Annotated in this window: 14 protein-coding genes; 4 read left to right on the top strand and 10 right to left on the bottom strand. The window is 68.4% G+C overall.

What is annotated here, in order from left to right; translation table 11 throughout:
* Positions 1-6: 6 nt before the first annotated feature.
* Positions 7-2,904 (bottom strand): bifunctional diguanylate cyclase/phosphodiesterase, encoded by a 2,898-nt coding sequence (locus tag AC1Q5A_RS02365; RefSeq protein ID WP_492697873.1) that lies wholly within the window; start codon positions 2,902-2,904, stop codon positions 7-9.
* 245 nt (positions 2,905-3,149) lie between these two features.
* Here AC1Q5A_RS02365 and AC1Q5A_RS02360 point away from each other — a divergent pair, with 245 nt between their 5' ends.
* Complete coding sequence (locus AC1Q5A_RS02360; protein ID WP_492697871.1) at positions 3,150-4,055, top strand: hypothetical protein; 906 nt, start codon at positions 3,150-3,152, stop codon at positions 4,053-4,055.
* An 86-nt stretch (positions 4,056-4,141) separates the two neighbouring features.
* Here AC1Q5A_RS02360 and AC1Q5A_RS02355 read toward each other — a convergent pair whose 3' ends face one another.
* From AC1Q5A_RS02355 to AC1Q5A_RS02335, 5 genes are all read right to left on the bottom strand, one after another.
* Positions 4,142-5,044: a DUF4097 family beta strand repeat-containing protein gene (locus tag AC1Q5A_RS02355; RefSeq protein WP_492697869.1), complete on the bottom strand. Its 903-nt coding sequence runs from the start codon at positions 5,042-5,044 to the stop codon at positions 4,142-4,144.
* A gap of 17 nt (positions 5,045-5,061) precedes the next feature.
* Positions 5,062-5,505: a hypothetical protein gene (locus AC1Q5A_RS02350; protein ID WP_492697867.1), complete on the bottom strand. Its 444-nt coding sequence runs from the start codon at positions 5,503-5,505 to the stop codon at positions 5,062-5,064.
* Positions 5,502-6,047, bottom strand: coding sequence for an RNA polymerase sigma factor (locus AC1Q5A_RS02345; RefSeq protein WP_492697864.1), 546 nt, complete (start codon positions 6,045-6,047; stop codon positions 5,502-5,504). The genes AC1Q5A_RS02350 and AC1Q5A_RS02345 overlap by 4 nt, the downstream gene beginning before the upstream one ends.
* Positions 6,048-6,191: 144 nt before the next feature.
* Positions 6,192-7,976 (bottom strand): phosphoenolpyruvate carboxykinase (GTP), encoded by a 1,785-nt coding sequence (locus tag AC1Q5A_RS02340; RefSeq protein ID WP_492697862.1) that lies wholly within the window; start codon positions 7,974-7,976, stop codon positions 6,192-6,194.
* Positions 7,977-8,102: 126 nt separating this feature from the next.
* Positions 8,103-8,681 (bottom strand): TetR/AcrR family transcriptional regulator, encoded by a 579-nt coding sequence (locus AC1Q5A_RS02335; RefSeq protein WP_492697860.1) that lies wholly within the window; start codon positions 8,679-8,681, stop codon positions 8,103-8,105.
* Between the two features lie 140 nt (positions 8,682-8,821).
* Here AC1Q5A_RS02335 and AC1Q5A_RS02330 point away from each other — a divergent pair, with 140 nt between their 5' ends.
* From AC1Q5A_RS02330 to AC1Q5A_RS02320, 3 genes are read left to right on the top strand one after another with little or no spacing between them, the layout of a single operon-like run.
* Entirely contained in the window at positions 8,822-9,727 is a 906-nt protein-coding gene (locus AC1Q5A_RS02330) for an alpha/beta fold hydrolase (RefSeq protein ID WP_492697858.1), read from the top strand.
* 9 nt (positions 9,728-9,736) lie between these two features.
* Entirely contained in the window at positions 9,737-12,187 is a 2,451-nt protein-coding gene (locus tag AC1Q5A_RS02325; RefSeq protein ID WP_492697856.1) for an acyl-CoA dehydrogenase, read from the top strand.
* A 51-nt stretch (positions 12,188-12,238) separates the two neighbouring features.
* Positions 12,239-12,712 (top strand): hotdog fold domain-containing protein, encoded by a 474-nt coding sequence (locus tag AC1Q5A_RS02320; protein ID WP_492697855.1) that lies wholly within the window; start codon positions 12,239-12,241, stop codon positions 12,710-12,712.
* Between the two features lie 19 nt (positions 12,713-12,731).
* Here AC1Q5A_RS02320 and AC1Q5A_RS02315 read toward each other — a convergent pair whose 3' ends face one another.
* The 4 genes from AC1Q5A_RS02315 to AC1Q5A_RS02300 all read right to left on the bottom strand — a co-directional run bounded on the left by AC1Q5A_RS02315 (position 12,732) and on the right by AC1Q5A_RS02300 (position 19,298).
* A complete protein-coding gene (locus AC1Q5A_RS02315) occupies positions 12,732-13,724 on the bottom strand; it encodes a diguanylate cyclase domain-containing protein (protein WP_492697853.1) in 993 nt (330 codons plus the stop codon).
* Positions 13,725-13,797: 73 nt separating this feature from the next.
* Positions 13,798-16,632 carry an ATP-binding protein gene (locus AC1Q5A_RS02310; RefSeq protein ID WP_492697851.1) on the bottom strand — a complete coding sequence of 945 codons (2,835 nt, stop codon included), beginning with the start codon at positions 16,630-16,632 and terminating at the stop codon, positions 13,798-13,800.
* Between the two features lie 73 nt (positions 16,633-16,705).
* Positions 16,706-17,605 (bottom strand): CPBP family intramembrane glutamic endopeptidase, encoded by a 900-nt coding sequence (locus AC1Q5A_RS02305; RefSeq protein ID WP_492697849.1) that lies wholly within the window; start codon positions 17,603-17,605, stop codon positions 16,706-16,708.
* Between the two features lie 91 nt (positions 17,606-17,696).
* Positions 17,697-19,298: a peptide chain release factor 3 gene (locus tag AC1Q5A_RS02300; RefSeq protein ID WP_492697847.1), complete on the bottom strand. Its 1,602-nt coding sequence runs from the start codon at positions 19,296-19,298 to the stop codon at positions 17,697-17,699.
* Between the last annotated feature and the right edge of the window lie 188 nt (positions 19,299-19,486).

The raw sequence follows: 19,486 nt of genomic DNA, 5'->3' as shown, positions 1-19,486 counted from the left end.
GGGCGCTCAGCCCGCAGGCAGCGACCTGCCCGCGTCGAGCCAGGTGCTGGCGGGCTGCGGTTCGGCGAACAGGAAGCCCTGGCCATAGCGGCAGCCGACCCACAGCAACGCCCGGCGCTGCGATTCCTCCTCGATGCCTTCGGCGATCACCTTCATGCGCAGCGAATCGGCCAGTACCTGGATCGTGCGCACCAGCGCCAGACCCTGGGTCTCGGCGTCGTCGGCAGGCAGCTCGGTGATGAACGAGCGGTCGATCTTCAGCGACTCGAACGGATACTGGTGCAGGTAGCTGAGCGAGGAATAGCCGGTGCCGAAATCGTCCAGCGAGATGCCGACGCCCTGGCTGCGCAGGTTCTGCAGCATCTGCTTGACCTGGGTCGGATTCTCCAGCAGCGCGTGCTCGGTGACCTCGATGCGGATGCAGTGCGTCGGTACGGCGTACTGGTCGAACAGCGCGAGCAGGCGCTGGTCGAGGTCGGCCGAGCGGAAGTGCCGGCCGGAGACGTTGATGCTGATGAAGCCCTCGGTGCCGATCAGCCGCACGGCCTGGGTGCACACCTGCTCGAAGATCTGCCAGTCGATGGCCTCGGCGCAGCCGCATTCCTCGGCGATCAGCAGGAAGTCGTTCGGCGGCAGCAGGCCGCGTTCGGGGTGGTGCCAGCGCAGCAGCGCCTCGTAGCCGACGACGCGGCCGTCGGCGAGTTCCACGATCGGCTGGTAGAACGGCTCGAACTCGTTGCGGCTGAGCGCGTGGCGCAGGTCGCTCTCCATGTCCAGCAGCGACAGCGCTTCGCGGCGCAGGCGGTCGTCGAAAATCGCGGCGCGGTGGCGGCCGCCGTCCTTCGCGTGGTACATCGCCGCGTCGGCGTCGCGCAGCAATTCCTCCGGCTGGCGGTAGTGCGGGCTGGCCAGCGCGATGCCGATCGAGGCGGAGGTGAAGATCTCCTTGGTGCCGAGCCGGAACGGCGTGTGCAGTTCGCTGATGATGCGCTCGGCGATCAGGCTTGCCTTGTGGGTGTCGACGATGCCCTCCAGCAGCACGGCGAACTCGTCGCCGCCGAGGCGCGCCACCACGTCGCGGGTCTTCAGGCAGGCGCGGATGCGCCCGCCGACCTGGAACAGCAGGTCGTCGCCGATCAGGTGGCCGACCGAGTCGTTGATCACCTTGAAGCGGTCCAGGTCGATGAACAGCACGGCGAACTGATCGTCCGGGTTCGCGTGGTGGCGCTGCATCGCCTGCTCCAGCCGCTGCAGCAGCAGGGTGCGGTTGGGCAGACCGGTGAGCGAGTCGTGCAGGGTCTCGTACTTCAGGCGGCGTTCGATCCGTTCGCGCTCGGCGATCTGCTCGCGCAGGTCGCGGTTGGCCAGCGCCAGCGCACGGGTGCGTTCGGTGACGCGACGCTCCAGCCCGGCGTAGGCGTGCTTCAGCGACGCGGCGGCCTGCTTGCGCTGCAGCGCGTTGGCGATGTGGTAGCTGACGAAGGTCAGCAGCTCCTGGTCGCGCTCGTTGTAGGTGTGCTCGGGCGAGTAGCTTTGCAGCGCCAGCACGCCCATCGCCTTGCCGCCCCAGATCAGCGGCACGCCGAGCCAGCACACCGAGGGTGCGCCGATGTGGATGATCTCGCCGAGTGCGGCGAGCCGGGCCAGTTCGGCCGGCGTGGCCAGCAGCGGTTTGGCATGGCGCAGCACGTATTCGCTGGCGCCACGGCCGTGCGCGCGCGGCGGTCGCACGCCTTCCACGTCGTCCACCGAGTAGGGGAAGGTGAGCTGGCCGCTTTCCTCGTCGATCAGCGCGATATAGAAATTGCGCGAGTACAGCAGGCCGCTGATGACCTGGTGCACCGCCGCGTAGAACGTATCCAGGCTTTCCGGCGCGCTGGCCAGTTCGGCGATGCGGAACAGCGCGGCCTGCAGGCGCTCACCGCGCTGGCGCTGCAGCACCTGCTGGCGCAGCACGCGGTTGGCCTCGCGCAGCGCGGCGGTGCGATCGGTGACCCGGCGGCCCAGTTCGAGGTGCGCCTCGCGCCGTTCCAGCGCGGTCTGCACGTGCTGGGCTACATAGTTCAGCAGCTCCAGGTCGTGTTGCGAATAATGCGTGTCGTCGCGATAGCTCTGGATCACGATGCCGCCGACGACGCGGCCGGTGCGCAGCAGCGGCACGCCCAGCCATTGCTCGCAGCTGGGGCCGAGCGGCATGAGGTGGTTGCCGAACTGCTGGCGCAGCTCGTCGATCGAGCCCATCAGCGGCCGGCCTTCCTGCAGCAGGTTCCAGGTCAGGCTGTGCAGCATGTCATGTAACGGCAGGCCCTGTTCCGGCGGCGGGTCGGTGTCCTTGATGTCGACGTAGTAGGGGAAACGCACCGTGTCGGTGGCGGCGTCGTAAAGCACGATGTAGAAGTTTTCCGCATACATCAGGCTGCTGACGATGGCGTGCAGCGAGCGCGTCATCTCCGGCATGTCGTGCTCGGCGCCGGCCTGCTCGGCGATCGCGTACAGGGCGCGCTGCAGCCGCTCTGCCTGTGCCAGCCGCGAGATCGCCTCGTACAGGCGGCTGGTCTCGGCCAGTTGGCGCAGGCGGGCCCCGGCCAGCCGGCCCATCCAGTCCAGCCGGTCACGGACCGGTTCGGGCAGCGGCAGGTCGGCCCAGTCCAGCACCAGGGTGCGTGGGCCCTGGGGATCCACGGCCAGCTCCATCTGCCCCGTCAGGTGCCCCGGGGATTCGTCCCCGCGACGCCAGCGCAGGCGGCCCTGGATGCCGAAGTTGCCCAGCATCAGCTCGCAGATTTCCATCACGCTGGCGGCGTCGGCGGCCTCGAACAGGCGTTCCACCGCCTCATGCAGGGCCGCAAGATCCCGCGCCACCGGAAACGGCTGGGATGGACGGATCGTCGGCGTGGCGCTCATGGGGCTGGGTTGATTCCGGTGCGATCTGGCACGATCGGTGCGGTGCTGCACGCCTTTATATCGTGTAAGCGTGGCCCGTCGCCAGTTTCCACGGGCGGGAACCTGGCGGCGCTGCAGGGGTCGAACAGGCGCGGAAACCCTGCCATTTTGTGAGTTGCGGCGAGTTCCCAGGGTGTTAGTAAAACGTAAAACGGGGTATACTGTCGCCCGAATGTCCCTTCACCGAGATCCACGGGTTCAAATTCATGCGTCGCCTGTCTGCCCTGCTGCTGATTCTCCTGCTGCCGTTTGCGGCGGCAGGACAGTCGGTGGGCGCCGACAATGCCACGGCCCAGGAGCTGCTGGCGCGGCCGACCGGGCAGGTGAGCGGAACCGGTACGGTGGTGCCGCTGTGGCGAGGTACCGACGGCCAGCTGTTGACGCTCAAGGCGGACCGCAGCACCGGCGGCGAAGCGTTGGGCAGGAATGCGCAGCTGGCCCCGCGTGTGGTGGACGCCACCGGCGTGACGACGACCGGCCTGCAATATGGGCTGGGTCCGCAGTTGCAGGCGCACGCCGAGATCAGCGAGCTTTCGTGGGCCAATTCGAACCTGCGCGTGCTCGACAGCGAAGTGGGCGCCACGTTCGATGCCGGCCGTTACAGCGTGGGCGTGAGCGTGGGCGCGAGCAGGGCGCCGGACAACAATGCGGTGTTGCCGCGCGTACTGCCGGGTGCGGCGCCGGGTGTCGACGGGCTGTCCGATTTCGACAGCAGCTCGCAGCTGAAGGCGCATGGCCGGTTGGCGCTGGGCAGCAAGAGCGGCATCGATGTGGGCGCCAGCGTGGGCCGCGTCCACCTGCTGCCGGGCAACCTGCTCGGCATCAATACGCTGGACCAGAAGGCGTTGAGTTTCGGCGTCGACCATGGCCCGCTGAGCGGCGTGCTGATCGGCCGCACGATGCAGCCGCAGGCCGGCATTCCCGGCAGCCTGAACGCGGACCGGCGCTGGAACAGCATCGACCTGGGCGTGACCTGGCGCTTGCCGTGGCGCGGCTCGCTGAGCGTCGGCGCGCAGAACCTGTGGTCGTCCGGCACCCCGGCCAATACGCCGGCTGGCCCGGAGCCGGACCAGTCACGCACGCCTTACGTGCAGTATCACCAGGATCTCTGAGCGGCCGGCCCACCTGTTCCCGCCCATCATGAAAAACGCCGTCGCAACCGCGACGGCGTTTTCGTTTCCGGCGGCAGCGGCGGCGCTCAGCCCTGCTTGCGCACGCGCAGGTCGCCGCTGAAGGTCTCGATGTTGACCTTGCCGCGGCCATCGCCGAGGCGGACGTCGAGCGAGCTGCCGGGGCCGTGCCCGGGTTGCGTGGGGGTGCCAAAATCGCTACGCAGGTTGCCGCTGAAGCTGCTGGCGTGCAGGCTGCCGGAAGTGTTCGCCGGCAGCAGCAACTGCACGTTGCCGCTCATGCTGTCGATGCCGAGGCTGCCGCCGGCCGCCAGTGCGCCGGCCAGCTGCACGTCGCCGGACACCGTGCTGAGCGTGAGCTTCTGCCAGGGTCCGCCGTTGGCCTGGATATGGCCGGAAATCGTCTGCAGCCTGACGGTGCCACCCAGCGCAGGAGCCAGGATGTCGCCGCTGACGGTCTGCAGTTCGGCCTGTTCGGCACGCCCGGCCTGCTCGATGCCGCCGCTGACGCTGTCCACCTTCAGCGAGGGCGTGCGTGCATTGATGCGTGCCTTGCCGCTGACCGTGTTGACCTGGATGCTGCCGCCGTTCAAGCCGTCGATGACCAGTGGCGCGCTGACCACGCTGACCTCCAGTGAGGCCGCCCTGGGTACGTGCAGTTCCAGGGTGGTGGGCGCCATCTTGCTGTCGCCGCCCCAGTTGAACCGGCCGGAGCCGCCCTGCGATTCGACCCTGATCTCGAGGTTGCCGTTGCTGCCGCTGATCGCCAGCGGTTTGGCGCCCTCGCCAAGGCGGCCGCCCACCTGCACCTCGTTGCGGTCCCAGGCGGTCACGTTCACCGTGCCGGCGATATTGCTGATGCTGATGCGCGCGGTCGGGGTGGCGTCGTGGCGCAGCTGGATCGGCGTGCCGGCGAGGGCCTGGCCGATGCAGAAGCACAGCAGCAGGGGAAGGTAGCGGGCGGTTTTCATGATCGTTCCTGTGGATCTCATCCGGCCTGGCCGGCCAGTTGGCGCAGCTGCGCCTGTTGACGTTCGGTGCGGCCGAGCAGGCGCTGCAGCGCCGGCGAATCCGGTGCCTGCCGGATCGCCAGCTGCAGTTCCATCCGCGCGGCATCCAGCTCGATGGCGGCGCCGGCCAGGCGGGGGTCGGACGGCTTCCAGCTCGTCGGGTATGGGCTGACGGTGGCGAGCGGCGTGACCGCCGGCACTTGCCGCAGGTGCCAGCCGAGGCCGCCGGCCAGCAGCAGCGAGACGGCGAGACCGGCGACGCCCAGCCAGCGGCGGCCGGGAGCTGCCCCGGTGGCGGCGATGTGCGGATCGCCCTGGCCGGCCTCGTCCAGCGAGGCCTCGATCGCGGCCCACAGGTCGCGCGGCGGTGCGAGCGGCTGGCGCAGGCCGCGCAGTTGCCGGCGCCATTCGAATTCGTTCATGAGCTTTCTCCCAATGCCTTGCGCAACAGGCCGCGTGCGCGGTGCAACTGCGCTTTCGATGTACCGACGGCCATCGCCAGTTCGGTTGCGATTTCCTCGTGCTTCCAGCCTTCGATGTCGTGCAGTACCAGCACGGCGCGGGCGCGCGGCGGCAGCTTGCCGACGGCGTGTTCCAGTTCCTCGCGCTCGGCCGCGCAGAACGGCGTTTCGCCGGCATCCGGCAGGTGCTCGTCGTCGACCATGCTCACCGGGTCGGCGCCGCGGGCGCGGATGTCCATCAGCGCCAGGTTGACCGCGAGCCGGTACAGCCAGGTGCCGAACGCGCTCTCGTGCCGAAAGCCGGGCAGCTTCTGCCAGGCACGGACGAACGCATCCTGGGTCAGGTCCTCGGCGCGGGCATGGTCGTAGCCGGCGAGCCGGTACACCGCACCATGCACGCGGCCCACGTGCAGCTGGTACAGCCGCTGGAACGCACGGCGGTCGCCGGCGGCCGCGGCGCGCACGTCATCGCTGTCGTTGGCTCCCGCTGAGGCAGGCGACATGGAGCTTCCAAGGGCAGGACAGGCGGCGGTCATCTTGCCAGCTTGGATGCGGCGTGGCGCGAAAGGGTTGGAACGGGCGCCGCAGTGGCGGAGCCGCAGGCATCGCGGGCGGATCGCGGTGGATCCGCCCGCGGGCGGCACGGCTCAGGAGGCGACGGCTTCGCGGCGCGACTGCCCGGCATCGTCCTCCAGTGCCTGCGCCACGCGCTGCTGCTCCCGGCGCAGGCGTTCGGGCAGGCGCGGTGCGAAGCTCGCGAGGTACTCGTCGATGGCGGACAGCTCGGCCTGCCAGAGGGCATTGTCCACGTCGAGCAGTTCGTCGAGCCCGGCGCGGTCGAGCCCGAGCCCGTCCAGCTTGAGCTCGCCCTCGCCGGGCAGGATGCCGATCGGCGTCTCGACGCCGCCCGCGCGGCCTTCGGCGCGGTCGATCATCCACTCCAGCACGCGCAGGTTGTCGCCGAAGCCAGGCCACAGGAACTTGCCGTCGGCGCCCTTGCGGAACCAGTTGACGTGGAAGATCTTCGGCAGCTTCGCGCCGGGTCGGTCCAGCGACAGCCAGTGCGCGAAGTAGTCGCCGTAGTGGTAGCCGCAGAACGGCTTCATCGCCATCGAGTCGCGGCGCAGCACGCCGACCGCGCCGGTGGCCGCGGCGGTGGTTTCCGAACCCATCGCGGCGCCCATCAGCACGCCGTGGGTCCAGTCGCGCGCTTCCATCACCAGCGGCAGCAGCGAGGGCCGGCGGCCGCCGAACACGATTGCACTGATCGGCACGCCCTGCGGCACCTCGGCCTGCGCCGACCAGGTCGGGCACTGCTTCGCGCTGACCGTGAAGCGCGAGTTGGGGTGCGCGGCGGGGCCGTTGGCCGGGTCATACGGGCGGCCCTGCCAGTCGGTGACCGGCGTGCCGGGCAGGCCTTCCCACCAGGGCTGGTTGTCGGCGGTGACGGCCACGTTGGTGAAGATGGTGTCGTGCGAGATGCTCTTCAGCGCATTGCGGTTGGTGGCGTCGCTGGTGCCCGGCGCCACGCCGAAGAAGCCGGCCTCCGGGTTGATCGCGTACAGCCGGCCGTCCGCGCCGGGGTGCATCCAGCAGATGTCGTCGCCGACCGTCCATACCTTCCAGCCGTCGCGCAGGTAGCCTTCCGGCGGAATCAGCATCGACAGGTTGGTCTTGCCGCAGGCGGACGGGAAGGCGGCAGCGACATAGTGCGTCTCGCCGCGCGGGTTCTCGATGCCGACGATCAGCATGTGTTCGGCCAGCCAGCCTTCGCTGTGCGCCTGATGGCTGGCGATGCGCAGCGCGTGGCACTTCTTGCCCAGTAGCGCGTTGCCGCCGTAGCCGGAGCCGTACGACTTGATCGTGAGCTCGGCCGGGAAATGCATGATCCAGCGACGTTCCGGGTCGAGTTCGCCGACGGAGTGCAGGCCCTTCACGAACGAACCCTCGCGCTCGATCCGCGCCTGCGCGGCGGCGCCCATGCGGGTCATGATCCTCATGTTGGCGACCACGTACGGGCTGTCGGTGATCTCCACGCCGCAGCGCGCCAGCGGCGAGTCGATCGGGCCCATGCAGTACGGGATCACGTACATCGTGCGGCCTTCCATGCAGTCGTCGAACAGCGCGTCGATCTTCGCGTGCGCCGCGGCCGGGTCCATCCAGTGGTTGTTGGGGCCGGCGTCTTCCTCGTCCGGGTGGCAGACCAGGGTGAGGTGCTCGACGCGGGCCACGTCGGAGGGATGGGAGCGGTGCAGGTAGCAGCCCGGATGGGTCCGCTGGTTCAGTTCGATCAAGGTGCCGTCGGCCAGCATCTGCTGCACCAGGGCCTGGTACTCGGCGTCCGAACCGTCACAGCAGTGGATCCGGGCAGGGCGGGTCAGCGCCGCCACTTCGGCCACCCAACGATCAAGCGATTCCAGCTTGCTGGCCATCGTGCCCTCTAAGGTCTTGTGGAAAAAAGGAGTTGGCACGGTAGTTTGCGCACACTGGTATTGCAAGGTTCCGCGCAACAAAAACGGCGCCAGATGGCGCCGTTCGGGGTGTTCCATGGAGCTGGCTCAGGCCGGAATCAGGGTCGCGATCATGTGTTCGACATAGGTGTCGAACTCCTCGAGGTTGAGCCGCGGCAGGCCCAGGGTGAAGTTCAGCTGCAGGAAACCGACGTAGGCGGCGTAGGTCAGGCGTGCGCGGTTGAGCGCCTCGCCGGGGGGCAGGCCGGCTTCGCGATAGGCGGTGGTGAGGAATTCCATGCGCCGCTGCGACACGCGGGCCATCACCGGCACCACCTGCGGGTGGTCCAGCGCCTTCAGCAGCGCGGCATAGACGCGGTGCGGCTGCAATTCGTGCGCGACCCGGCGGAACAGTTCGGGCAGGCGCTGGCGCGGATCGGCGATCTGCTCGATCTGGCCCAGCACCTCGCGTTCACCGTACTGCTCCCAGCGTTCCAGCGCCGCATGCAGCAGCGCTTCGCGGGTACGGAAGTGCCAGTAGAAGCTGCCCTTGGTCACGCCCAGCTGGCGTGCCAGCGCCTCCACCGCGAGCGCACCGACGCCTTGTTCGGCGATCAGCTGCAGGGCGGCGAGTTCCCAATCTTCGGCCGACAGCCGGGTGCGTTCTGGCTTGCTACTGACATTCATGTGCGTATGGTAGCGGCACCCCGCACATTTGTAATGCGAAACGTCAATTTTCTTGAATGCGGGGGCTTTTCCCCGGCCCGCTTGCAGAACGCATGGCGCATGGTTGACGCCGCTCGCCGGGGCAATCCATACTCTTCCGTATGGTTAACGATACCCCCGCGTTCGCGGCGATCAGCCGCTTTGCCACCGCCGACCTGAGTCTGGCGGTGGAGACGCGTTGCCCGGATGGTTATCCGACCCTGCTGTTCGCGCACGGTTTCGGCCAGACCCGTGGCGCCTGGAACGGGGCGGCCGCGGCGCTGGTCCAGGCCGGCTGCCGCTGCGTCACCTTCGATGCGCGCGGTCACGGCGAAAGCGACCGGGTGCCCGGCGGCAGCTACCACATGGATCAGTTTGCCGACGATTTGCTGCAACTGGCCGCGGCGCAGCCGCAGCCGCCGATCCTGGTCGGTGCCTCGATGGGCGGCCTGCTGGGCATCGTGCTGGCCGGCGAAACGCGTCCGGCGCCGTTCCGGGCGCTGGTGCTGGTGGACATTACGCCGCGCTGGGAAACCGGCGGCGTGGAACGCATCCTGGCCTTCATGCAGGCGCATCCGGACGGCTTTGCGGATTACGCCGAAGCGGCCGAGCAGATCGCCGCGTACCTGCCCCAGCGGCGCGAACGCAAGAGCGAGCAGCAACTGCGCCCGCTGCTGCGCGAAGGCGTCGACGGCAGGCTGCGCTGGCACTGGGATCCGGCCCTGCTGGCCGGCGACCTGGTGCAGGAGAGCGAGCGTTACCAGCCGCGCCTGCTCGCCGCCGCGACGAAGATCGAGGTGCCTGTGCTGCTGCTGTCCGGCGCGCGCAGCGACGTGGTGTCGCGCACCACCGTCGACGAATTCCTGCAACTGGTGCCGCATGCGCAGCATGTGGAACTGGCGCACGCCACCCACATGGTGGCCGGCGACGCGAATGATGCCTTCACGCTCGAGGTCGCGCGCTTCGCGCTGGGTCTTGCTCCCTTACCCGCCGGCCGGCGTGTCGCCGGTGCCGTTCCATCGCAATGAGGTGTTGAGATGTCCGTGATACTGACCCTGCTGGCGGCGCTGCTGGCCTCCGGCGCCTGCGCCTATCACCGCAGCAGCCTGCGCACCTGGGCGATCGCCACGCTCGTCGCCACGCTGGTGGTCGGCCTGATCGCACACGCGCCGTGGACCACCACGATCCTGCTGCTCATCGAGTTGGCGATCGCGCTGCCGCTGCTGCTGGTGGACTTCCGCCGCAAGCGGATCAGCCTGCCGCTGCTGAAGCTGTTCGCCAAGGTCACCCCGCAGCTGTCCGAGACCGAACAGACCGCGCTGGAGGCCGGCACGGTCGGTTTCGAGGGCGAGCTGTTCTCCGGCAAGCCGGACTGGCACGAACTGCTGAAGCAGCCCAAGCCCGAGCTCTCCGTGGAGGAGCAGGCCTTCATGGACGGCCCGGTGGAAGAGCTGTGCGGGATGATTGACGACTGGCAGATCACCCACGAGCTGGCCGATCTGCCGCCGGACGTGTGGGAGTTCATCAAGAAGAACCGCTTCTTCGGCATGATCATTCCGAAGCAGTACGGCGGCCTGCAGTTCTCCGCGCTGGCGCATTCGGCGGTGCTGCAGAAGCTGTCCACCATGTCGGCGACGGTGTCCTCCACCGTGGCCGTGCCCAATTCGCTGGGCCCGGCCGAATTGCTCTTGCACTACGGCTCGGAGGAGCAGAAGAACCACTACCTGCCGCGCCTGGCGGTGGGCGAGGAGATTCCCTGCTTCGCGCTGACCGGCCCGTACGCCGGTTCCGACGCCACCTCGATTCCGGATACGGGCATCGTCTGCAAGCAAGTCGTCGACGGCGTGGAGACGCTCGGCATCCGGCTCAGCTTCGACAAGCGCTACATCACGCTGGCGCCGATCGCCACGGTGGTCGGCCTGGCCTTCCGCATGTTCGACCCCGAGCACCTGCTCGGTGACAAGGAAGACCTCGGCATCACCCTGGCGCTGCTGCCGCGTTCGACGCCGGGGCTGGAGATCGGCCGCCGCCACTTCCCGCTGAACATCCCGTTCCAGAACGGGCCGGTGCGCGGCAAGGACGTGTTCGCGCCGCTGTCGGTGCTGATAGGCGGCCCGCACATGGCCGGCCACGGCTGGCGCATGCTGGTCGAATGCCTGTCGGTGGGCCGCGCGATCTCGCTGCCGTCCAACGCTACCGGCGGCATGCGCGCTTCGGCGCTGGCCACCGGCGCCTATGCGCGCATGCGCAAGCAGTTTGGCTTGGCAGTAGCCCGCTTCGAGGGCGTGGAGGAAGCACTGGCGCGCATCGGCGGCCTCACCTACGCCACTGCCGCGCTGTCGCGCGCCACCGCGGCCGCAGTCGATCGCGGCGAGAAGCCGGCGGTGCCGTCGGCGATCGCCAAGTACCACGCCACCGAGTGGGCGCGGCGGATCGCCAGCGACAGCATGGACGTACACGGCGGCAAGGCGGTGCAGCTGGGCCCGAAGAACTACGCCGGCCGCGGCTGGTCGGCGGTACCGATCGCGATTACGGTGGAGGGCGCCAACATCATGACGCGCAGCCTGATGATTTTCGGCCAGGGCGCGATCCGCTGCCATCCGTACGTATTGAAGGAAATGCAGGCGCTGTCGATCGCCGACCGCGGCGAGCAGCTGAAGACGTTCGACCGGCTGCTGTTCGGCCACGTCGGCTTCGGCATTTCCAACGCGGTGCGCAGCTTCGCGATGGGCCTCTCTGGCGCGCGCCTTGGCAAAACCGCCGGCGACACCTACACCCGCCGCTACTACCGCAAGCTCGATCGCTACTCGGCCGCGCTGGCGCTCACCGCCGATGTGTTCATGGGCGTGCTCGGCGGCAAGCTGAAGTTCAAGGAGAAGCTGTCGGCGCGCCTGGGCGACGTGCTGAGCTACCTGTACATCGCCAGCGCCATGCTCAAGCGCTACGAGGACACCGGCCGGCCGGAAGCGGATCGCCCGTTCCTGGCCTGGGGTTTCCACGAGTGCATGTGGCTGATCCAGAACGCGCTGGACGGCGCGATCCGCAACTTCCCGGTGCGCCCGGTGGCGTGGCTGCTGCGTGCGCTGGTGTTCCCGCTGGGCCGGCGCGACGTGCCGCCGTCGGATCGCCTCGGCCGCCGCGTCGCTGCACTGCTCACCGCGCCGAACGACGCGCTCGACCGCCTCACCGACTGGGTCTACACCACGCCGACGGCGAACAACACGATCGGCCGCATGAAGGCGTTGCTGCCCGACGTGATCGCCGCCGAGCCGGTCGACCGCAAGTTCGGCAAGGCGCTGAAGGCGGGGCAGTTCAGGTCGCACGACTACCTGGGCCAGCTGGCCGAGGCGCAGCGGGCCGGGATGATTTCGGAAGCCGAGGCGGACCTGCTCAAGCGCGTGCGCGAGGGCGTGTTCGAGTTCATCTCGGTGGACGACTTCGACACGGACGAGCTGCGCGCGTTCAAGACGCGGGCGGATGCCGCGTAAATCGACCGACCGGCCCGCCGTGCGGGCCGGTTCTTTTCCCGGGAGCAATCGATGAGTGCTTCGGTGTTGTCGCTGTACCGCCGCATCACGCGCTGGCCGGCAGGCCACTGGATCTTCTCGCGCCTGGTCTGCCTCAAGGCGCCGTACTTTGCCACGATCGCGCCGCGCTTCGTGGCGCTGCAGCCGGGGCGCTGCGAAGTGCGCATCCGCGACCGGCGCCGCGTGCACAACCACCTCGGCACCGTGCATGCGATCGCGCTGTGCAACCTGGCCGAGCTCGCCGCCGGGGTGATGACCGACGCCACCATCCCGGCCGACATGCGCTGGATTCCCAAGGGCATGGCGGTCGAATACCTGAGAAAAGCCGTCGGTACGATGCACGGCGTCGCCACGCCGGAGCCGGCCGCGCCCGTGTCCGGCGACGGCCACGAGTGGCCGGTGAAGGTGGAGGTGGTAGACGACGCGGGCGAGGCGGTGTTCCGGGCGCGTGTGCTGATGTGGGTGTCGCCGCGCAAGCACACCTGAGCGCACCGCGTGCCTCCGCTCAGTCCGCCAGCACGCAGCGGTTCTTGCCGCTGCGCTTGGCCGTGTACATGGCGCGGTCGGCCGCCAGCATCAGCTGCTCGTCGGCGTCGGGTCGCCCGTTCGGCCGATAGGGCGCGATGCCGATGCTGGCGCCGACGCATACCTCGATCGGCTGGCCGTTGACGCTCAGCGCATAGGGTTCACCCAGCGCCGCGCACAACTTTCCGCACAGCTGCAGTGCCAGTTGTGGCTCATCGATGTCCTCCAGCACCAGCGCGAATTCGTCGCCCCCCAGCCGGGCCACCGTGTCGTTGCTGCGCAAATGTGCCGACAGCCGCGCGGCGATTTCCTGCAGCAAGGCATCGCCGGCGGCGTGGCCATGGTTGTCGTTGACGTGCTTGAAGCCGTCGATGTCGATGCACGCCAATGCGAAGCGCCTGTGGTGGCGGTTGGCACGCTGGATCGCACCACGCAGGCGGTCGTGGAACAGGATGCGGTTCGGCAAGCCGGTCAGGATGTCATGGTGGGCCTGATGGCGAACCATCGCCTCCATCAGCTCGCGCTCGGCGATCTCCCGGGTCAGTTGCTGGTTGCGCTCGGCCAGCTGGTCCAGCGCGTGCTGCAGCTTGGCGCGCGCCGCATACAGTTCCAGGAACACGCGTACCTTCGACTGCAGGATCACGTCGTTGATCGGCTTGGCGATGTAGTCGACCGCGCCGGAGCGGTAGCCCTTGAGCCGGTTCATGTCGTCGGCGTAGGCGGCGGTGACGAAGATGATCGGCGTGTCGCGCAGGTGCTCGGCCTCACCCAGCAGGGAGGCAACCTCGAAGCCGTCCATGTCGGGCATGTTGACGTCGAGCAGGATCAGCGCGAAGTGGTGATCCAGGCACAATGCCAGCGCCTCGTTGCCGCTGCGTGCTTCAAACAGCTGCGCGCCGCTGTTGGCTAGCAGCCGGCGCATGGCGACCAGGTTGGCGGCGGTGTCGTCGACGACCAGGACCTTCGGCAGCATCGTATTCACCAGGAGGCGGGCCCGGAGTTACCTTAACCCCTGCAGCCGGCGGCGGGTGTGAATGCCGTCGTGTTCAACGTCGCAGCCACGCCAGCAGGGTGGCCGCCAGATGGTCGAGGTCGATCGGCTTGGACAGATAGTCGCTGGCGCCCATCGCCAGGCACTTCTCGCGATCGCCGTACATCGCCTTGGCGGTCAGCGCGATGATCGGCAGGGTGCTGTAGCGCGGTTGCGCGTGGAGCGTGCGGATCATCGCGTAGCCGTCCATGCCCGGCATCATGATGTCGATCAGCAGCAACTCCGGCATGGCCTCCTCGGCCAGCATGCGCAGTGCCTTGTTGCCGTCCTGCGCCAGGCTCACCTGCATGCCCCAGCCGCGCAGCACCCTGGACAGCGCGAACAGGTTGCGCATGTCGTCGTCCACCAGCAGCACGCGATGGCCGGCCAGTTCGCCGCCGGCCGTCACCGGCTGGTCGGCAGCGATGCACGGCGGGCTGGCCGGCCGGTCGGGCGCGGCAGCGGGTTCCGGCGTGCCGGCCGGCGCGATCGCCGGAGGCGTCTGCGGCAACAGCACGGTGAAGCGGCTGCCCTGGCCTGGTTCGCTGCGCACGACCAGGTCGCCACCCAGCATCCGCGCCATCCGCCGTGAAATCGCCAGGCCCAGGCCGGTACCGCCGAACTGCCGGCTGGTGCTGGCGTCCACCTGCTCGAACGCATTGAAGATGCGGTCGAGCTTGTCGGCGGGGATGCCGATGCCGGTGTCGTCGACGCTGAGCGCGAGCAGCAGCTGGCCGCGCAGCGGATCGGGCACGTCGACCGCGTCGTCGGGGCGGCCGACGTGCACGCGCACCGCGCCCGTGGCGGTGAACTTGAAGGCATTGCCGAGCAGGTTGTTGGCGATCTGCTCCAGGCGGGCGCCGTCGGTGCGCAGGATCGCCGGAAGGCCGGGTTCGATCTCCAGCGCGAACGCCAGCGACTTCTGCGCGGCGACATGGGCGAACGTGCGGCGCAGCCGCTGCGCCAGTTCGGCCAGCGGCAGTTCGTCGATCACCAGTTCCATCTTGCCGGCCTCGATCTTGGACAGGTCGAGGATGTCGTTGATCAGGTGCAGCAGGCTGTTGCCGGCGTCGTGGATGATCCGCGCCGACTCGACCTGTTCCTCGTCGAGGTTGCCGGTGTCGTTGTCAGCCAGGCTGCGCGATAGGATCAGCAGGCTGTTCAGCGGCGTGCGCAGCTCGTGCGACATGTTGGCGAGAAATTCGGACTTGTATTGGCTGGCCCGTGCCAGTTCGGCGGCTTTCTCGGCGGTTTCCTGCTGCAGATCCTCCAGCACGTATTTCTGCCGGTTCAGGCTGTCGGTCATCTCCCGCAATTCCTCGTTGGATACCTGCAGCTCCTCGGCCTGGACGCGCAGTTCCTCCTCCGAGGCGATCAGCCGCTGGGACTGCTCCTCCAGCTCGGCGGTTTTCGCCTGCAGCGCGTCGTTGTTGTCGCGCAGCACCTCCTTCTGCTGGCGCATCACCAGCTCGGACACGCGCAGCTCGTCGGCCTGCTCCTGCGTACGCTGCAGCAGATCCTGCGCGCTGGCGGTGCGGTTGAGGTTCTCCAGGCTCAGCGCCACGAGCGGCAGCAGTTCGTCCAGCATCTGCCGCACCAGCGGGCTCAGCGGGGTGAAACCGGCCAGCTCCAGCACGCCGATCAGGGTGTCGCGGTACAGCACCGGCATGATCACCAGATGGCTGGGCAGCGCCTCGCCGCTGCCGGAGTCGATGTGCAGGTAGTTGGCGGGCACGTTGTCCAGGATGATCGGCTGGCGTTCGAGCGCGCATTGCCCGACCAGTCCCTCGCCCGGCATGTAATGGTCGGCCGAACGATTGCCCAGGCGCAGGCCGTAGCTGCCGAGCAGGTCGAGCCGGAGGCGCGCGTCGTCGTACGAGTAGAACAGGCCCACGCCGGCCTTGCACAGCGGCGCCAGTTCGCTGGTGAGCCACTGCGCGAACTCCTTGTGCGTGGTGGCCTGCAGCAGCAGGTGGGAGATGCCTGATACCTGTTCCTTGATCCAGGTCTGCGCCTGGGTGTCCACCGACATCTGCCGGAAGACCTGCAGCGCGCGGACGATCTCGCCGATCTCGTCGCGGCGTTCGAGCCGGTGGATCTCGAATTCGTGGTCGTGGTTCGCCAGCCGGGTCAGCTGGTCGGTCAGGACGCGCAGCGGACGGGTAACCAGGCGCAGGGTCAACCGGATCACCGCCACGCCGAACAGGATCGCGAGCAGCGCCGCCACGAGGTTGACCACGCGGGTGATGGCGAGGGTCCGGTCCAGGCGCTGGTTGCGCGTGATCAAGAGCCGGTTCTCGTCAACCGTCATCTGCCCGATGATGTCCTTGATGTCCTTCACCCTGATGCTGCGGTGTTGCAGGTAGTCGGACTGGATTCGCAGCCGCTGCGCTGCAGCCTGCGCCGGGTCGAGCGTGCCCGGGCCGGTGATGGCGTCGATCACCTCGCTGCGGAACTCGCGCTGCGACAGCGTCGCCATCGCCTCCACCGTGTCGATGCGCGACAGCTGCAGCGGGCTGTCCGACATCAGCTCGCGCAGCCGGACGATCTGGGTGTCCAGATCCAGGGTGGCATTGTCGAACGCATCGCGCTGCGCGGCATCCTGGACCAGCAGGTAGCCGCGGGCGCCTACCTGGCTAGCCTGCACCGCCTGCAGCACGTGATCCAGCTGCAGCAGCACCTGGTAGGTGTGCATCGACCAGCGGCGGTCGTCCTCCTGCTGGCGCAGCGAGTACAGGGTGATCGCGCTGGCCAGCAGGAACAGTCCCAGCAGCAGGCCGATGGCCAGCACGACCTTGTGCTGCAGCGGCCGGTCGGCCAGCCAGGTGTTGGACGTTCGGGTCATCGGCATGCGGACATCATCGCAGTTTGCCCCCTCGCCTGTCGTATGCCCCGGGTGAGGGTCGGCGGTCGGCGGCCGCTGTTCAGCGGCGCCAGGCCGGCGGCACGATCGAACCGCGCCGCCGCGCCACGATCAGCAGGCCGGTCGTGCACAGGAGGCACAACGCCAGCGCGACCACCGACGCCTCGGCGCCGAACACGCCGCCGCTGAGCCAGTCCGGGCCGCTGCGGGTGGAGACCAGCCAGCCGTCGGCGCGGGTGCCGGAAACCGGGATGCCGTAGATCGTGCCCTGGGCGAAGTTCCACGCCGCGTGCAGGCCCATGCAGGCCGGCAGCGAACGGGTCACGTGGTAGAGCATGCCGAACAGCAGGCCGGCCTCGATCGCGATGGCGGCCGAGCTCCACAGCGTGGCGCCGGGGTTGCCGACGTGCGCCGCGCCGAAGAACAGCGCCGAGACCAGCAGCGCCCACCAGCTGCCCAGGCCTTCCTCGACGATGCGGAAGATCACCCCGCGGGCGATGATCTCCTCGCCGACACCTGCACCCAGCCCCGCCACCAGCAGGGCGGGCAGCCACTGGGCGTGCGGGTTGGTGCTGGTGACGTGGTAGCTGCCGAGCAGGTACAGCACGCCGACCACCGCGCTGAACAGCAACAGGCCGGCGACGCTTCCCGCGATGCCGTCCGGCAGCAGCCGGTGCGGGGCCAGTTCGGCGGGCGGGCGGCGTTCCACGAAACGCAGCAGCAGGAGGTAGGCCAGCAGCGCCGGCAGCGCGCGCATCAGGCATTGCGCCAGGGCATGGATGGCGACGGGAGTGTCCTTGCCGAGCCAGCCCAGCCCATGCAGCAGCGCGTTCATCGCCAGGCTGAGGACCAGGAACATCGCGACGAAGATCACGATCCGCGCCAGCGGCGAGAACAGCAGCCAGCGCTGCCAGGAAGGGGCCGTGGCGGGCATGGTGCAGGCGACCGTGATGTTGGGCATGCGGAGCATCTCTGCTGGAGTAGTCCGGCACGCTAGCGGCCGTCCGCGACGGCCTCCAGTGACGATCGTCACGTCTGGCCGGAAGTCAGGTTCACACCTCGACCGAGGCCGCATGCTCGCGCGTGGCGGCAAAGCGCACCTGCGGCCAGCGCTCCTGCGCCAGCTGCAGGTTGACCCGCGTGGGCGCGATGTAGACCAGTTCGCCGGCCGCGTCCAGCGCGAGGTTCATTGCGTTCTTCTCGCGGAATTCCTCCAGCTTCTTCGGGTCGTCGCAGTGCACCCAGCGCGCGGTGGTCACCGTCACCGGTTCGAAGCTGGCGTCGACGTTGTACTCGTCCTTCAGCCGGTAGGCGACCACCTCGAACTGCAGCACGCCGACCGCGCCCAGGATCAGGTCGTTCGACATCAGCGGGCGGAAGAACTGGGTGGCGCCTTCCTCGGAGAGCTGCGCCAGGCCTTTCTGCAGCGCCTTCATCTTCAGCGGGTCGCGCAGCCGCGCGCGGCGAAACAGTTCGGGCGCGAAGTTCGGGATGCCGGTGAAGGAAACCTGCTCGCCCTCGGTGAAGGTGTCGCCGATGGTGATGGTGCCGTGGTTGTGCAGGCCGATCACGTCGCCCGGGTAGGCGGTCTCGACGATCTCGCGGTCCGAGGCCATGAAGGTCAGCGCGTTGGCGATGCGTACCTCCTTGCTCGTGCGCGTCTGCACCATCTTCATGCCGGCCGAGTAGGTGCCCGAGCACACGCGCATGAAGGCCACGCGGTCGCGGTGCGCCGGGTCCATGTTGGCCTGGATCTTGAACACGAAACCGGAGAGCTTCTCCTCCTCCGGCTGGATCTCGCGCGTGGTGGTGGCGCGCGGGCGCGGGCTGGGCGCGTGCTCGACGAAGAAGTCCAGCAGCAGCTGCACACCGAAGTTGTTCACCGCCGAGCCGAAGAACACCGGCGTCTGCCGGCCGGCCAGGTATTCGTCGAGGTCGAACGAGGGCGCGGCGCCCTGCACCAGTTCCAGTTCCTCGCGCAGCTCGCGCATCGCGTCCATGCCGATCTTCTCGGCCAGGCCGGGCGCATCGAGGCCCTGGAAGATGGTCGAATCCTGCCGGGTGAAATTCTTGCCCTGTTCGAAGATGTGCACCTCGTCCAGTGCCAGGTGGTACACGCCCTTCAGCCGCTTGCCCATGCCGATCGGCCAGGTCAGCGGCGCGCAGGCGATGCCCAGCACCGACTCCACCTCGTCCAGCAGCTCGATCGGCGAGCGGCCCTCGCGGTCGAGCTTGTTGATGAAGGTCATGATCGGCGTGTCGCGCAGGCGGCAGACTTCCATCAGCTTGATCGTGCGCTCCTCCACGCCCTTGGCGCAGTCGATCACCATCAGCGCCGAATCCACCGCGGTCAGCACGCGGTAGGTGTCCTCGGAGAAATCCGCGTGGCCCGGCGTGTCGAGCAGGTTGACGATCTTGCCCTCGTACGGGAACTGCATCACCGACGAGGTCACCGAGATGCCGCGCTCCTTCTCCAGTGCCATCCAGTCCGATGTCGCATGCCGCGCCGTCTTGCGGCTCTTCACGCTCCCCGCCATCTGGATCGCACCGCCGAACAGCAGCAGCTTCTCGGTCAGCGTGGTCTTGCCCGCGTCAGGGTGGCTGACGATGGCGAAGGTGCGGCGGCGGCGGGTTTCTTGCAGATGGGTCGGCATGGGGTGCGGGTCGGCGGGAGCGCGAACCGGTAATTGTAGCTTGGATCGGGAGTTGGCTCGGATTGGCAGGGCTAAAGCTGAAGGGCAAGAGCTTTCGTCTGCCTGCGGCAGCCGAGTCACTTTTCTCTTGCGTGGCCAAGAGAAAAGTAACCAAAAGAGAAGGCCACCCCGCTTGGCGCTTGCCGGGC

The organism is Rhodanobacter sp. GW835-FHT13D09, assembly GCF_058793995.1.
This window is presented reverse-complemented; position numbering and strand designations above follow the sequence as displayed.

Coding starts and splice junctions, on each gene's coding strand:
- AC1Q5A_RS02320 (WP_492697855.1), top strand. CDS start 12,239: ATGAGTGCTTCGGTGTTGTCGCTGTACCGCCGCATCACGCGCTGGCCG.
- AC1Q5A_RS02300 (WP_492697847.1), bottom strand. CDS start 19,298: ATGCCGACCCATCTGCAAGAAACCCGCCGCCGCCGCACCTTCGCCATC.
- AC1Q5A_RS02305 (WP_492697849.1), bottom strand. CDS start 17,605: ATGCCCAACATCACGGTCGCCTGCACCATGCCCGCCACGGCCCCTTCC.
- AC1Q5A_RS02325 (WP_492697856.1), top strand. CDS start 9,737: ATGTCCGTGATACTGACCCTGCTGGCGGCGCTGCTGGCCTCCGGCGCC.
- AC1Q5A_RS02355 (WP_492697869.1), bottom strand. CDS start 5,044: ATGAAAACCGCCCGCTACCTTCCCCTGCTGCTGTGCTTCTGCATCGGC.
- AC1Q5A_RS02345 (WP_492697864.1), bottom strand. CDS start 6,047: ATGTCGCCTGCCTCAGCGGGAGCCAACGACAGCGATGACGTGCGCGCC.
- AC1Q5A_RS02350 (WP_492697867.1), bottom strand. CDS start 5,505: ATGAACGAATTCGAATGGCGCCGGCAACTGCGCGGCCTGCGCCAGCCG.
- AC1Q5A_RS02330 (WP_492697858.1), top strand. CDS start 8,822: ATGGTTAACGATACCCCCGCGTTCGCGGCGATCAGCCGCTTTGCCACC.
- AC1Q5A_RS02365 (WP_492697873.1), bottom strand. CDS start 2,904: ATGAGCGCCACGCCGACGATCCGTCCATCCCAGCCGTTTCCGGTGGCG.
- AC1Q5A_RS02315 (WP_492697853.1), bottom strand. CDS start 13,724: ATGCTGCCGAAGGTCCTGGTCGTCGACGACACCGCCGCCAACCTGGTC.
- AC1Q5A_RS02340 (WP_492697862.1), bottom strand. CDS start 7,976: ATGGCCAGCAAGCTGGAATCGCTTGATCGTTGGGTGGCCGAAGTGGCG.
- AC1Q5A_RS02360 (WP_492697871.1), top strand. CDS start 3,150: ATGCGTCGCCTGTCTGCCCTGCTGCTGATTCTCCTGCTGCCGTTTGCG.
- AC1Q5A_RS02310 (WP_492697851.1), bottom strand. CDS start 16,632: ATGCCGATGACCCGAACGTCCAACACCTGGCTGGCCGACCGGCCGCTG.
- AC1Q5A_RS02335 (WP_492697860.1), bottom strand. CDS start 8,681: ATGAATGTCAGTAGCAAGCCAGAACGCACCCGGCTGTCGGCCGAAGAT.